The following is a 12,827-nucleotide window of genomic DNA, read 5'->3' as shown; positions in this document are numbered from 1 at the left end:
CCCGGTCTCCACGGTCGGCCCGCGTCCGGCGGCCTCTTGATCCGCTCACGGCGGGGGCGAAGCAGGCGTGGGGTCAGCCCGCGTCGGCCCGGCGTGCCGCGAAGCCGATGACGGTGGCCACCGCGGCCAGCACCGCCACGCTGGTCAGCGCGGCCGGGAGGCTGAACCAGTCCGCCATGAAGCCGATCGCGGGCGGGCCGAGGAGCATCCCGCCGTAACCCAGGGTGGAGGCGGTGGCGACTCCGCCGGGCCCGGCGAGCGCCCCCGCCCGCTCGACGGCCACGGGGAAGAGGTTGGCGAGACCGAGGCCGGTCACCGCGTACCCGAGCAGCGCCGCCCAGAGGGACGGCGCGAGCGCGCCGAGCAGCATGCCCGCCACGGCGGTGGAGCCGCCCGCGAGCAGCGTGCGGGTCCGGCCCAGCCGTTCCAGCTGCGCCGTACCGGTCAGCCGCCCGACCGTCATGGCGAGCGCGAAACACGAGTACCCGACGGCCGCGGCGCCCGGTGAGGCGCCGAGGTCCTCCTCCAGGTGGAGCGCGCCCCAGTCGGCCAGCGCGCCCTCGCCGTACGCCGTGCACAGCGCGATGAGCCCGAAGACGATCACCAGTGCGCGGGTGCGCCGGTCCGGCCGGCGCGGCGCGGCCCGCTCGGTCCCGGTCCGCCCCGCGCCCGCCGGGGTCAGCGGCGCGCAGCGCATCAGCGCCCGCCCCGCGACGGCCGTCACCAGCAGCCCCACCGCGGCGAGCCCCCACAGATGCCGGGTGGGCGACAGCGAACCGGCGACCAGGGCGCCCAGCCCCGCCCCGATCATGCCGCCGAGGCTGAACGCGGCGTGGAAGCTGGGCATGATGGGCCGCCGCAGCGCGGCCACCAGATCGACGGCGGCGCTGTTGAAGGCGACGTTGATCCCGCCGTACGCCGCGCCGAAGAGCAGCAGCACGAGGCCGAGCGCGAGGGGGGAGTGGGTCAGCGGAGGCAGCCCGACGCTCAGGCAGAGCACGACCGCGCAGACGACGGTGACGAGATGACTGCCGTACCGGCGGCACAGGCGCCCGGTGAGCGTCATCGTGATCACGGCCCCGGCGGAGACGCCGAGCAGGGCGAGGCCCAGGGAGCCGGCGGAGGCGCCGGTCTGCTCCTTGATGGCGGGGATGCGCACCACCCAGCCGGCGAAGACGAAGCCGTCGAGGGCGAAGAAGGCGGTCAGGGCGAGACGGAGTCGGACGAGGTCGGTACCCGGCACCACACTGTGCGATCGGGTTTTGTTTATCAGCGGCACAAAGTCAGGCTAGGTGGCGGCGCGGCGGGGAGCAAGGGGCGCCCGGAAGAGGCGGCGGGCGCGGTGCGTGTGCCGCCGGAGGAGTGGGCCCGTTAACCCGAGTGATCGTCCCGGATGGTGGGGCGGGTCGGCATGGCTGAGCGTGGATCACGCCGGAGACCGGGACATCCGTGCTGGCGAGGAGTCAGCTGCCCGGCCTCCCGTGGAAGGACTCTCAGATGCGCTCTGCCCGCATGGTGCTCGCCACCGCGACGGCCACGGCGGCCCTCGCCCTCGCCGCGCCCGCAGCCTACGCCGACCACTCGGGCGACGGGGACCACGACAAGTCTTCTTACAGCAAGGAGTACGACAAGGAGAGCAAGCACGACAAGCCGCACGGCGGAGTGCACACGGGCGGCGGCGCCCTGACCGCCGTGAGCGACGAGGACTGGGGTACCGCCAAGGACCCGAAGTACGACCCCGAGACCTACAAGGAGAAGGGCGACTCGCAGAGCGAGGACTCCTGGAGCGGCAAGCACGACAGCGGCAAGGAGGACAGCGGCAAGGAGGAGAAGGGGTACGGCCACGAGAAGCCGCGCGGCGGGATGCACACCGGTGGCGGCGCGCTCGCCGAGCCCGCTGTCACCGCGGGCGGCCTGGCCGCGCTGGCGGTCCTCGGCACCGGCGCCTACGCGCTGCGCCGCAAGAAGGTCTCCGGAAACCTGGCCTGACCATGCCCGGCGATCCAGGGGGTGACATTCGGATCCCGCCGGGAGCGTGGGGCACGGTACGGCCGCTGGGCGCCGTTCCCCGGAGCCGGCCCTGTCCGAACGACACCCCCTGGCGGCAGGGGCCGTCGTACGCGCCGCGCGCGTCATGACGGCCCCGCCCGCTCGTCCGCGTCCCGTGCCCGCTGCCGTGTCCGAATGAGGTGGTCCCCCCGATGGCAGCCAGTCCCCCTTCCCCCCTCGAAACCGATCCTGCGTCGCCGACGAGGCGGAGACTGCGCGCCGTCATGACGGCGGTCTTCTGGAGCGGAGCCGGCCTCCTGCTGGCCACGACACTGATGGGCGGCGGCGAGAACCCTCCCGACGACGCCCACGGGGCGCAGGCCCCCGCCGCGGTCTCCGCCGCGCCGTCCGGCTCCCCCACGGGCGAACCCGCGACCGGCGAACCGGCCGCCGAACAGATGTCCCGGTCCGCGCCCACCCGGCTGCTCGTCCCGGAGATCGGCGTCGACGCCCCCTTCACCGACCTCGCCATCGGGGACAAGGGCCGGCTCGAGCCGCCCCCCGCCGACGACACCAATCTGGTCGGCTGGTACGCCAAGGGCGTCTCCCCGGGCGAACGCGGCACGGCGATCATCGCCGGGCACGTGGACACCAAGACCTCCCCGGCCGTGTTCGCCCGACTCGGCGAACTGGACAAGGGGGACCGCTTCCGGGTGCTGCGCGCCGACGGCAGCAAGGCGACGTTCGTCGTCGACGAGACGGAGTCCTTCGCGAAGGACGACTTCCCCGACGACCGGGTGTACGCCGACACCCCCGACGCACAGGTGCGGCTCATCACCTGCGCCGGGGACTACGACCACTCCGCCCGGGACTACACCGAGAACCTGGTGGTCTTCGCCCACCTCGTCTGAGCGGGACGGCCCGCCCGCTGCCCGGAAGGGGGAGGAACCTTCCGGGCAGCGGCCCGTCAGGCCACGGCGCACGCCGCGCCGTTGAGCGCGAACGCCGTCGGACTGGGGTTCGTACCGGTCCGCGAGGCCGTGAAGCCGACGACCACCGAGCCGGACGCGGGGATCGACGCGGTGTACGGGGCGGAGGCGACACTGACCTCGGAACCGCTCTGCGTCGGAGTGCCGCCCCACATGTTGGTGATCCGCTGGTCGGCGGGGAAGGACCAGGTCAGCGTCCAGCCGTTCACCGCCGAACCGCCGGTGTTGCGGACGGTGACCTCGCCCTGGAATCCGCCGGGCCACTCGTTGGTCACCCGGTAGGCGATCGCGCAGGCCCCCGTCGTGCCGCCGGAGGACGTGGTGACGGTCACCGTGGCGGAGCGCGGCGAGCGGTTGCCGGCGGCGTCCCGGGCGTAGACGGCGAACGTGTAGGAGGTGGCGGCGGTGAGTCCGGTGACGGTGGCGGAGGTGCCCGCCGTCGAGGTGACGACGCTCTCCGCACCGCCGCTGATCCGCACCACGTCGTAGCCCGTGACCCCGTTCGCGTCGGTCGCGGCGCCCCAGGTGAGCCGCGCGGACGAGGCGGTCACCGCCGAGGCGCTCGGGGCGCCGGGAGCGGTCGGGGGCGTGGTGTCGCCGCCGGAGCCGGAACCGTAGACCGCGGCCTCCTCTGAGGTCGCGGCGATGCCGTCGGCGCCGTCGAAGATGCGCTCACCCCAGCTGGTCAGCCGGGCGGGGTCGAAGTCCGTGACCATGTCGAGGTACTCGACGCCGCCGCCGTTGCCGCTCCAGGACCAGCCGAGGTAGCCCAGGCCGAGCTGCCGGGTGACGGCCAGGATGGTGTCCTCGTCGGGATTGCCGTCGGAGTGGTTGTGCCCGAACTCGCCCACCACGATGGGGAGTTTGGCCGAGACGAAGCGTCCCAGGTAGTCGCTGATCTCGGCGGCGGTGTCGAAGACGCCGTACATGTGGATGGAGAAGACCGTGTTGGCGTCCGGGTCGGCGGCGAAGACCGAGGCGGCGTTGTCGCGCATGGTGAAGGCCCAATCCTGGCCCCAGTTGGGGGCGTCGACCATCAGCGTGTGGTCGAACCCGGCGTCGCGCAGCTTCTGGATGGCGGCCTTGGTGTCGGCGGTCCAGGCCGTGTAACCGGTGTTGCCGTGCGGCTCGTTGCCGATGTTGACGATGACGTGGTCCTCCTGGCCGGCCAGGGCGCTCTGGACTCCGATCCAGTAGTCGGCGGCGCGGGAGAGGGTGACGGCTCCGCTCTGCTCGCCGTAGCCGGTGGTGTCGTGCACCTCCAGTACGCAGATCAGCCGGTTCTGCTTGCACTGTGCGACGACGTTCGCCACGTCGGCGGTGTCGTTGCGGGTCCAGCGGTCGCCGCTGGAGAGGACGACCCGCACGGTGTTGGCGCCCTTGGCCTTGATGTGCGCCAGGGAGCTGATCCGGTCGGCGTACCAGGTGTGGGCGTGGTTGACGCCGCGCATCACGAAGTCGTTCCCGGACGCCTCGAGGAGCCGGCCGTTCTGAACCCGGAACCCGGTGGGCGCCGCGTGGGCCGGGGTGGTGAGGACGAGGAGCGGGAGGAGGAGTCCCAGGACGGCGGCGACCAGGCCGGCGGCTCGTGGGAAGGCGGGCGGGCGGACTCTCATGGCGGCTCCAAGGGGGTGCGGTGGGCTGTCCTTGCCGTGCGTCGTGCTGTTCCGTCCCGTCGTGTCGTCCCGCCGCGCCGTCCCGCCGTGCCGTGGGCGGGCGTGGTGCGGGTGGGTCCGTCGTGCGACGGGGTGGTGGCGCCGTGCGTCCGGCGGTGTCTTCCGGTCCGTGCCCGGCGTGCCCGGTGGTGCCGTGCGGTCAGGAGGTGGCCGTGCAGTCGACGGTTGCCGTCGGGGCGGTGGAGGTTGCCGGGGTGGTGGCGATGAATCCGAAGGCGGCGCTCGCGCCGGGGGCCAGGGACCCGTTCCAGCCCGCGTCGGTGACGGTGGCCGTGCCGTCGGCCGCCGTGACGGGGGTGCCGTTCCAGACCTGGCCGACGCGGGCGCCGCCGGACGGTACGACCGTCACCTTCCAGCCCGTGACGGGGGCGGCGGAGGTGTTGCGCACCGTCACCTCGCCCTGGTAGCCGCCCTGCCAGACGGAGACGGCCCGGAAGGACGCGGTGCAGGTGGCGTCGCCGGGCCCGCCCGGGTCGCCCGGGCCACCGGGCACGCCCTCGTCCAGGAGCGCGTCCAGGGCCGGGAACCAGCGTGCGGCGATCTTCACGTTGCCCGCGTCGTTCGGGTGCACGCCGTCGTAGGTGTCCGTGGCCGTGTCGAAACCCGTCCACTGGTCGACGACGGTCACCGGGGAGCGATCGGTGCCGGTGGCCGCCGCCCACGCCGGGACCCGGGCGTTGAAGTCCACCACGCGCTGGGCGCACGCGGCGCAGGTGGCGGGGTTCATGGGGATGATCCGGGCGACGAGGACCCGCATGTCCGGGTTGGACTCCCGCATCTGTCCCACGAGCTTCGTGTAGGCCGCGAGGATGCGGTCCGGGGAGACGCTGCTCCAGACGTCGTTCGTGCCGAAGTGCATGACAACGATGTCCGGCAGCGTGGCCGCAAGCCGTGCGGGAAGCAGGTTCTGGTCCGCCACGTTGGTGACGAGTTCGCCGCCGTGCCCCTCGTTGTCCCCGTCGTGCGCCACGCCGCAGCCCTGCGCGGGAAGCGTGCCGACGAAGTCGAGGTCCGTGTGGCCGGCGTCCAGCAGCCGGTTCCACAGCAGGGCCCGCCAGCAGCCGGGCGACCCGGTGATGGAGTCGCCCAGCGGCATGATCCGCACCGGGTCGGCCGCCGGGTCGGCCGCCGTCGGCGCGGCTGCCGCGGTCGTCGCGCCGAGGGGGAGGAGCAGGGCGGCCAGCAGGCCGAGGAGCGGAAGCGTGCGTAAGCGCAGCAGGCGGGTGACGCGCATGGGTTCCCCTTCCCTGGGTTTCCCTGGGGTGAGATGACATGGGAGCGCTCCCATGTCGCCATCAAGCCACTGTTGTCATTGACGCGTCAAGGGCCCGGACGGGATCGCGGCCCCGGCGCCACGGCCCGCGCACACCGTCGGGGCGCGGCCTCGCGTGCCGCGCCCCGACCGTCGAAATCCGCGTTCGATCAGGTCCCCGCGCCCTTCCGGGGCAGCGCCCTGCGCACCAGCGGCCACGCCAGCAGCAGCACGACGACCGCGTAAACAATCACCGAGAACGGGGTGTCGACCAGACCCGAGACGCTGCCGTCGCTGATCTGCAGCGCGCGGCGCAACTGCTGTTCGGCGGCCGGACCGAGGATGACCCCGATGACGGCCGGCAGCACCGGCAGTCCGTACCGCCGCATGCCGAACCCGATCAGACCGATGATCAGCAGGATCACCAGGTCGATCACCTCACCGCCGACCGCGTACGCGCCCACCGCCGCGAAGAACATGATCCCCGCGTACAGGTACGGCCGCGGGACGCGCAGCAGCTTCGCCCACACCGGGGCCAGCGGCAGGTTGAGGGCGAGCAGCAGCACCATGCCGACGAACAGCGAGGCGATCAGACCCCACACCAGGTCCGGTTCCCGTTCGAAGAGCAGCGGGCCCGGCTGGATGCCGTACTGCTGGAACGCCGCCAGCATCACCGCCGCGACCGCCGTGGTCGGCAGGCCCAGGGTCAGCATCGACACCAGCGTGCCCGCCGCCGAGGCCGACGCGGCCGACTCGGGGCCCGCGACCCCCTCGATGGCGCCCTTGCCCCACTCGTCCTTGTGCTTCGACAGCCGCTTCTCCGTGACGTACGACAGGAAGGTCGGGATCTCCGCGCCGCCCGCCGGGATCGCCCCGAACGGGAATCCGATGAACGGGCCGCGCGCCCAGGACTTCCAGGTGCGCCTCAGATCGGCGCGCCCCAGCCACGGCCGGCCCACCGGGATCGGGTCCGGCGGCCTGCGCCGCAGATGCGCGGCCACCCACAGCGCCTCACCGATCGCGAACAGGCCCACGGCGACGATCACCACGTCGACGCCGTCGGCGAGTTGCAGCGAGCCGAACGTCAGCCGCTGCTGACCGGTCATCTGGTCCAGGCCGACCAGACCGATCGTCAGCCCGATCAACAGCGAGGCCAGGCCCCGGATCCGGGACGAACCGAGCACCGACGTCACCGCGATGAACGCCAGCACCATGATGGCGAAGTAGTCCGGGGCGCCGATGTCCACCGCCAGGTCCGCGACCGTCGGCGCCAGCGCCACCAGCAGGATCGTGCCGACCATACCGCCCGCGAAGTGCCCGATCGCGGCGGCCGCGAGGGCCTGGGCGCCGCGCCCCGACTTGGCCATGGGGTTGCCCTCCATGGCCGCGACCACGGCCGCGCTCTCGCCGGGAGTGTTCAGCAGGATGGAGGTGGTCGAACCGCCGAACATCGCGCCGTAGTAGATCCCGGCGAACATGATGAACGCGCCGATCGGATCGAGTCCGTACGTCACCGGCAGCAGCAGCGCCACCGCCATCGCCGGGCCGATGCCGGGCAGCACGCCGATCGCCGTGCCGAGCAGCACGCCCACGGCGGCCCAGAGCAGGTTGAGCGGGGTGAGGGCGGTACCGAAGCCGTCCATGAGGGAGTTGAGGGCGTTCATGTCACAGCACTCCCATCAGCGGGCCGCCGGGGAGCGGCACTCCGAGCAGGTTGTTGAACACGGCGTAGGTGACGAGGGAGATCACCGCCGCGATCAGCGGATCGCGGTCGAGTCTGCGGCTACCGAGCACGAAGGCCGCGCCCCAGAAGAGCAGCGCCCCGGCGACCGGGAACCCCAGCGGTTCGATGAGGACGGCGAAGCCGAGGAAGACCCCGGTGAGCAGCAGGACCGTACGCCAGTCGGCGGGTTCGGACAGGTCGACGTCCTCCCCGGACTCGGCCTGGCCCCGGCCGCCGCGCAGCACGTCGACCGCGAGCAGGGCGGCGACGAGGAGCAGTCCGGCGCCGACGACGACCGGCACGGTCTTCGGGCCGACCGGCCCGCGCTGGGTGATGTCGACGTCCATGGTGAGGGCGTCGCCCAGGACGAGCACGCCGAGGGCCAGCAGCAGGGCGCAGACGCCGAGTTCGGAGTGGTCGCGGAGCCAGGAGCGCCGCTCGGCTGCGGGCGTCCCGGTGGGGGCGGTGGAGTTGGTGGGGTCCGTGGGGTCCGTGGGGTCCGTGGGGTCCGTGGGGCCCGTGGTCGGGGTCGTCACAGTCCGAGCTCCTTCAGTACCGAGACCACGCGCTTGTCCTCGGCGTCCAGGAACGCGCCGAACTTCTCGCCGGTCAGGAAGGCGTCGTCCCAGCCGTTGCGCTTCATCGACTCCCGCCACTCGTCCGAGTCGTGCAGCTCCCGCACCAGGCGTACGAGCTTGTCGCGCTCGGCGTCGGTGAGGCCGGGCGGAGCGACGATGCCGCGCCAGTTGGTGAAACTCACCTCGTAGCCCGCCTCCTGGAGCGTCGGCGCGTCGAGGCCGGCGACCCGCTCCGGGCCGGTGACCGCGAGCAGGCGCAGCTCACCGGACCTGATCTGGTCGAGGTACTCGCCGACGCCGGAGACACCGAAGGCGACCTTGTTCCCGAGGATCGAGGCGAGCAGTTCGCCGCCGCCGTCGAAGGGGATGTAGTTGACCTCCTTCGGGGGGATCCCGGCGGCCCGTGCCATCAGCATCGGCGCGAGGTGGTCGGGACCGCCGGGGGAGGAGCCGCCGCCCACCGGGTGCTTGCCGGGGTTCTCCTTCCAGGCGCCGATCAGATCGCCGATCGTCTTGTACGGGGAGTCCTTGGCGACCACGACGACGTCCTGCTCCTCGGTGAGCCGGGCGATCGGGGTGGTGTCCGCCAGGGTCTTCGGCGCGTCGTTGGAACGGACGGCGCCGACCACGCCCAGGCCCATCGACATGGCGAGCTTGCCGTTGCCGTGCTCGCTCACCAGCCGGCTCAGGCCCACGGTGCCGCCGGCGCCGGGCAGGTTGAACACCTCGATGGTGTGGGTGAGTCCGGCGTCCTCGGCGTTCTTCGCGGCCGTCCGGGCCGTGATGTCGTAGCCGCCGCCCGGCGAGTTGGGAACCATGAAGCGCAGACCGGGGATCTGCGTGCCGGCGTCGGCGCCGCTGCCCGTCGTGAGCAGCGGCGGGCCCACGAGTACGAGCACGGCGGCCCCGAGCAGGGCGAGGGGTGTGCGCAGGCGCACGAGTGCCACCACCTGTCGGTCGGTCGTCTGGGAGTCGCGCCGGGCCCTGTGGGGGGAGGGTGACGCGGGCCACATGGTGCCCGCGTGCCGCGGGGCTGTCGCGCTTGCGGAACCAATGGAGGTTGTGGTCATTGCGTCAGCGCTGCGGGGTCCGTGGCGTATGGCTCTTTCCCCGGCCGCAGGTGGGGGCCATGATGGGCGGTTCCGGCCACCGTGGGGTGGTGGGGGCGGCGCGCCGTGTCTCGTGGTGCGGTGCGGTGTGGGGGTCTGTGGTCGGACCTGACGGAAGGAGCGGGAACGGTGGGCAGCGCGCGGGACGAGCGGCACGCGGCCGTGGAGGCGATCGACGTGCTCGTGGTCGACGACGACTTCCGGGTGGCCCGGGTGCACCGCGCCTACGTGGAACGCCTCGACGCGTTCCGGGTCGTCGGTGTCCCCGGGACCGGTGAGCAGGCTCTCGCCGCGGTGGAGGGACTCCGTCCCGATCTGGTGCTGCTCGACCTCTACCTGCCCGACGTCTTCGGGCTGGACGTCATCCCCCGGCTGCGCGCCGCCGGGCACGACTGCGACGTGATGGTCATCAGCGCCGCCCGCGAGGCGGACGCGGTGCGCGGCGCGGTACGGCACGGGGTCGTCGACTATCTGCTCAAGCCCTTCGACTTCGAGGACCTGCGCGGGCGCCTGGAGCGCTACGCCGTGCAGCGCGGCCGGCTGCGCGACACGGTGGTGCGGGGGCAGGCGGACGTCGACCGGGTGCTGGCGGGGGCGGCAGGGGCGGCGGGGCCGGTGGCACCGGTGCTGCCCAAGGGCATGAGCGCGGAGACCGCGGGGCTGATCGAACGCACCCTGCGCGAGGCCGACGGCACCCTGTCAGCCACCGAGTGCGCCGGTCTCACCGGGGTCTCGCGGGTCAGTGCCCGACGGTATCTGGAGCACTTCCACACCGTGGGCACCGTGGAGGTGTCGCTGCGGTACGGGGTGACGGGGCGGCCGGAGCGGCGGTACCGGTTCCTGGGTATGGGCATGGGCATGGGCGGGGGACGGGGTGCCGGGGTTCGGGCTTCGCTCGGGCGGCGGGGCGGCGCGGGTGGCGCCGGCGTCGCGGGCGGCGAGGGGCGGGGTGCGGGTGGGGGCGCGGGTGGGAGGCGTGGCCCCGACTCCGTGGTGTGGGGCTGATCCCGCATTCGGGTACGGGCTTGTCCTGGTCTGCGGGCGGGCCTAGGGTCGGCGTGCGAGAAAGCGCTTTCTGGCGCTGGGTCGTCCGCCGTTGTTCCTAGGAGCGCCCTATGTCCTTGTCACCCGTCCGCCGTCGGGTCGCCGTCGTCGGCACCGGCGCCATCGTGAGCGGGGGCCATCTGCCCGCGCTGCGCGACCACGCCGACCGCGTGGAACTGGTCGCCGCCGTCGACGTGGACCAGGGCAGGCTCGACGACTTCCGCGCGTCCGCCGGGGAGCGGGTCGCCGGGTTCACCTCGATGGACGCGATGCTCGACGCCGTACGGCCGGACCTGGTGCTGATCGGGACCCCGCCGTCGCTCCACCGGGAGCAGACGGTGGCCGCGCTCAAGGCGGGCGCCTGGGTGCTGTGCGAGAAGCCGCTGTGCCTGTCGCTCGCCGAGTACGACGACATCGCGGCCGCCGAGGAGGCGTCGGGCGCCTACGCGTCCGTCATCTTCCAGCACCGCTACGGCTCCGGCGCCGCCCACGCGCGTGAACTGATCCGGAGCGGTGAGCTGGGCGCTCCGCTGGTCGCGCACTGCCAGACCACCTGGTACCGGGACGCGGCGTACTACTCCGTGCCGTGGCGGGGGCGTTGGGCCACCGAGGGCGGCGGGCCGACGATGGGGCACGGCATCCACCAGTTCGACCTGATGCTGCATCTGCTGGGGGAGTGGGAGGAGGTGCGGGCGATGGCGGCGCGCCTGGTTCACGACACCGAGGGGGAAGATGTCTCCACCGCCCTGGTCCGCTTCCGCGGCGGCGCGCTCGCCACGGTGGTGAACACCGTGCTCTCGCCGGACGAGGTGAGCCGGATCCGGGTCGACTGCGCCGACGCGACGGTCGAGCTCACTCATTTGTACGGGCACGGCAACGACGACTGGGTCTACACCCCGGCGCGGCACGTTCCGGGTGAGCGCGTCGCGGCCTGGCGCGCTCCCGCGAAGGACGTGCCCAGCTCGCACACGGCTCAGCTGGGTGCTTTCCTCGACGCGTACGACGCCGGGGTGAGGCCGCCGGGCAGCGGGGCGGAGGCACGGGGGACGCTGGAATTCGCCGCCGCGCTGTACAAGGCCGCGTTCACCGGGCGGCCGGTGCGGGCCGGTGAGATCGGTGCGGGGGATCCGTTCCATGCGGCGATGCACGGCGGGCATCCCGACTGGGCGCCCGGGGAGGGCGTATGAGCATGCGGGTCAGCCATCTGCACGGGGAGGCGGTGGCGGTCGCGGTGGGGGGCACGGAGATCCTGCGGTATGTCTACCGGCCCGATTCCGAGGCGTTCGAGTCGCGCAAGCCGTATGCGCATCCGGTGCGTACGCTGGGCGGGCGTACCGTGACCGGGTACCGGCCCAGTGATCACCGCTGGCACAAGGGGCTGCAGATGACGGCGAGTCATCTGTCGGGGCAGAACTTCTGGGGCGGCAACTCGTATGTGCACGGGCGTGGTTATCTGCCGCTGCCGGAGCGTGTCGGGTCGATGCGGCATGACGGGTTCTCCGCGTTCGAGGTGGGGGACGGCCGGCTCGACCTCGTCGAGGACCTCACGTGGGTCGAAAATGGCGGGGCGGAGTGGGCGCGGGAGGCACGCGGGCTGAGCGTTCACTCGGTGGACGAGGCGGCGGGGGCGTGGGTGCTGGACTGGTCGATCCGGCTCACCAATGTGCGGGAGGCGGCTCTGCGGTTCGGGTCTCCGACCACTGCGGGGCGGGAGATGGCCGGCTACACCGGGCTGCAGTGGCGCGGGCCGCGGGACTTCACCGGGGGGACGGTCTTCGGGGCCGCCGGCTCTGGGGCCGGGGATCTGATGGGGGCGCAGGGGGCGTGGCTGGCCTTCACGGGCGAGCACGACGAGGTGGACGCGCACTCGACGGTGGTGTTCGCGCATGCGCCGGAGAATCTTGACGAGGGGAGGGCAATTCATCCCTCGCACTGGTTCGTGCGGGCGGAGCCCGTTCCGTCGGTGGCGTTCTCGTGGGCGTTCTTCGAGGAGTTCGGGCTGGCGCCGGGGGAGTCGTTCGGGTACCGGTATCGGATCGTGGTGGCGGACGGGGCGTGGGGGCGGGAGCGGGTCGGGGAGTATCTGGACGGTTTGTCGTGGTGAGCGGGGGGCGGTGGGTGGGGCGGGGCCGGGTCGGGGGTGGGCGTCCTCGGACTGGCGCGGATCACGCCTGCTGAAAGGGGTGCGGGGCGCGGACGCGCCAGCCACTGCGGGCGCCCACCCCCGCCCCGTCCCCTTACCGCCGTACGCGGCTCACGCCCGTCGTTTCCGCGGGCAGCAGCACCACCGCCACCCGCGGCACTCCGCGGGCAGCACCACCGCCGCCCCCGGCACTCCGCGGGCAGCCGCACCCCCGTTCTCCGCGGGCAGCCGCACCCTCGTTCTCCGCGGGCTGCCGCACTCCCGTTCTCCGTGGGCTGCCGCACCCCCGTTCTCCGCGGGCAGTCGTGCCGCTGGGGCGGCACG

Annotated in this window: 11 protein-coding genes; 5 read left to right on the top strand and 6 right to left on the bottom strand. The window is 73.0% G+C overall.

All coding sequences use genetic code 11. The annotated features are described in order from the left end of the window. Window positions 1–73: 73 nt before the first annotated feature. Window positions 74–1,243 carry an MFS transporter gene (locus CNQ36_RS04215; RefSeq protein ID WP_121548366.1) on the bottom strand — a complete coding sequence of 390 codons (1,170 nt, stop codon included), beginning with the start codon at window positions 1,241–1,243 and terminating at the stop codon, window positions 74–76. 254 nt (window positions 1,244–1,497) lie between these two features. Here CNQ36_RS04215 and CNQ36_RS04210 point away from each other — a divergent pair, with 254 nt between their 5' ends. Together CNQ36_RS04210 and CNQ36_RS04205 are read left to right on the top strand one after the other, a co-directional pair. Then, window positions 1,498–1,989 carry a hypothetical protein gene (locus CNQ36_RS04210; protein ID WP_228312915.1) on the top strand — a complete coding sequence of 164 codons (492 nt, stop codon included), beginning with the start codon at window positions 1,498–1,500 and terminating at the stop codon, window positions 1,987–1,989. Window positions 1,990–2,273: 284 nt separating this feature from the next. Next, on the top strand, window positions 2,274–2,900 hold the full coding sequence (locus tag CNQ36_RS04205) for a class F sortase (RefSeq protein WP_121544979.1): 627 nt from the start codon (window positions 2,274–2,276) through the stop codon (window positions 2,898–2,900). A gap of 56 nt (window positions 2,901–2,956) precedes the next feature. Here the strand turns inward: CNQ36_RS04205 and CNQ36_RS04200 are convergent, their stop codons facing one another. The 5 genes from CNQ36_RS04200 to CNQ36_RS04180 form a co-directional block, all read right to left on the bottom strand. Then, window positions 2,957–4,594: a cellulase family glycosylhydrolase gene (locus CNQ36_RS04200; protein WP_121544978.1), complete on the bottom strand. Its 1,638-nt coding sequence runs from the start codon at window positions 4,592–4,594 to the stop codon at window positions 2,957–2,959. 199 nt (window positions 4,595–4,793) lie between these two features. Next, window positions 4,794–5,888: a GDSL-type esterase/lipase family protein gene (locus tag CNQ36_RS04195; protein ID WP_121544977.1), complete on the bottom strand. Its 1,095-nt coding sequence runs from the start codon at window positions 5,886–5,888 to the stop codon at window positions 4,794–4,796. Window positions 5,889–6,076: 188 nt separating this feature from the next. Continuing rightward, the gene (locus CNQ36_RS04190) at window positions 6,077–7,570 is read right to left on the bottom strand and encodes a tripartite tricarboxylate transporter permease (RefSeq protein WP_121544976.1); all 1,494 of its coding nucleotides are present in this window, start codon (window positions 7,568–7,570) and stop codon (window positions 6,077–6,079) included. 1 nt (window position 7,571) lies between these two features. Further along, window positions 7,572–8,165, bottom strand: a complete 594-nt coding sequence (locus CNQ36_RS04185) for a tripartite tricarboxylate transporter TctB family protein (protein WP_121544975.1) — start codon at window positions 8,163–8,165, stop codon at window positions 7,572–7,574. Continuing rightward, the gene (locus CNQ36_RS04180; RefSeq protein ID WP_163013407.1) at window positions 8,162–9,145 is read right to left on the bottom strand and encodes a Bug family tripartite tricarboxylate transporter substrate binding protein; all 984 of its coding nucleotides are present in this window, start codon (window positions 9,143–9,145) and stop codon (window positions 8,162–8,164) included. Before CNQ36_RS04180 ends, CNQ36_RS04185 begins: the two co-directional genes overlap by 4 nt. Window positions 9,146–9,445: 300 nt before the next feature. On the opposite strand from CNQ36_RS04180, the gene CNQ36_RS04175 reads away from it, so the two are divergent. From CNQ36_RS04175 to CNQ36_RS04165, 3 genes are all read left to right on the top strand, one after another. After that, window positions 9,446–10,321 (top strand): response regulator, encoded by an 876-nt coding sequence (locus tag CNQ36_RS04175; protein ID WP_206278423.1) that lies wholly within the window; start codon window positions 9,446–9,448, stop codon window positions 10,319–10,321. Window positions 10,322–10,431: 110 nt separating this feature from the next. Beyond that, entirely contained in the window at window positions 10,432–11,547 is a 1,116-nt protein-coding gene (locus CNQ36_RS04170; RefSeq protein WP_121544973.1) for a Gfo/Idh/MocA family protein, read from the top strand. Further along, the gene (locus tag CNQ36_RS04165) at window positions 11,544–12,464 is read left to right on the top strand and encodes a DUF6807 domain-containing protein (RefSeq protein ID WP_121544972.1); all 921 of its coding nucleotides are present in this window, start codon (window positions 11,544–11,546) and stop codon (window positions 12,462–12,464) included. Before CNQ36_RS04170 ends, CNQ36_RS04165 begins: the two co-directional genes overlap by 4 nt. The last annotated feature ends 363 nt before the right edge of the window (window positions 12,465–12,827 follow it).

The organism is Streptomyces fungicidicus (assembly GCF_003665435.1).
Classification (GTDB): Bacteria; Actinomycetota; Actinomycetes; order Streptomycetales; family Streptomycetaceae; genus Streptomyces; species Streptomyces fungicidicus.
Note: the sequence above shows the minus strand (reverse complement) of the source record. Positions and strands in the feature narration are given on the sequence as shown.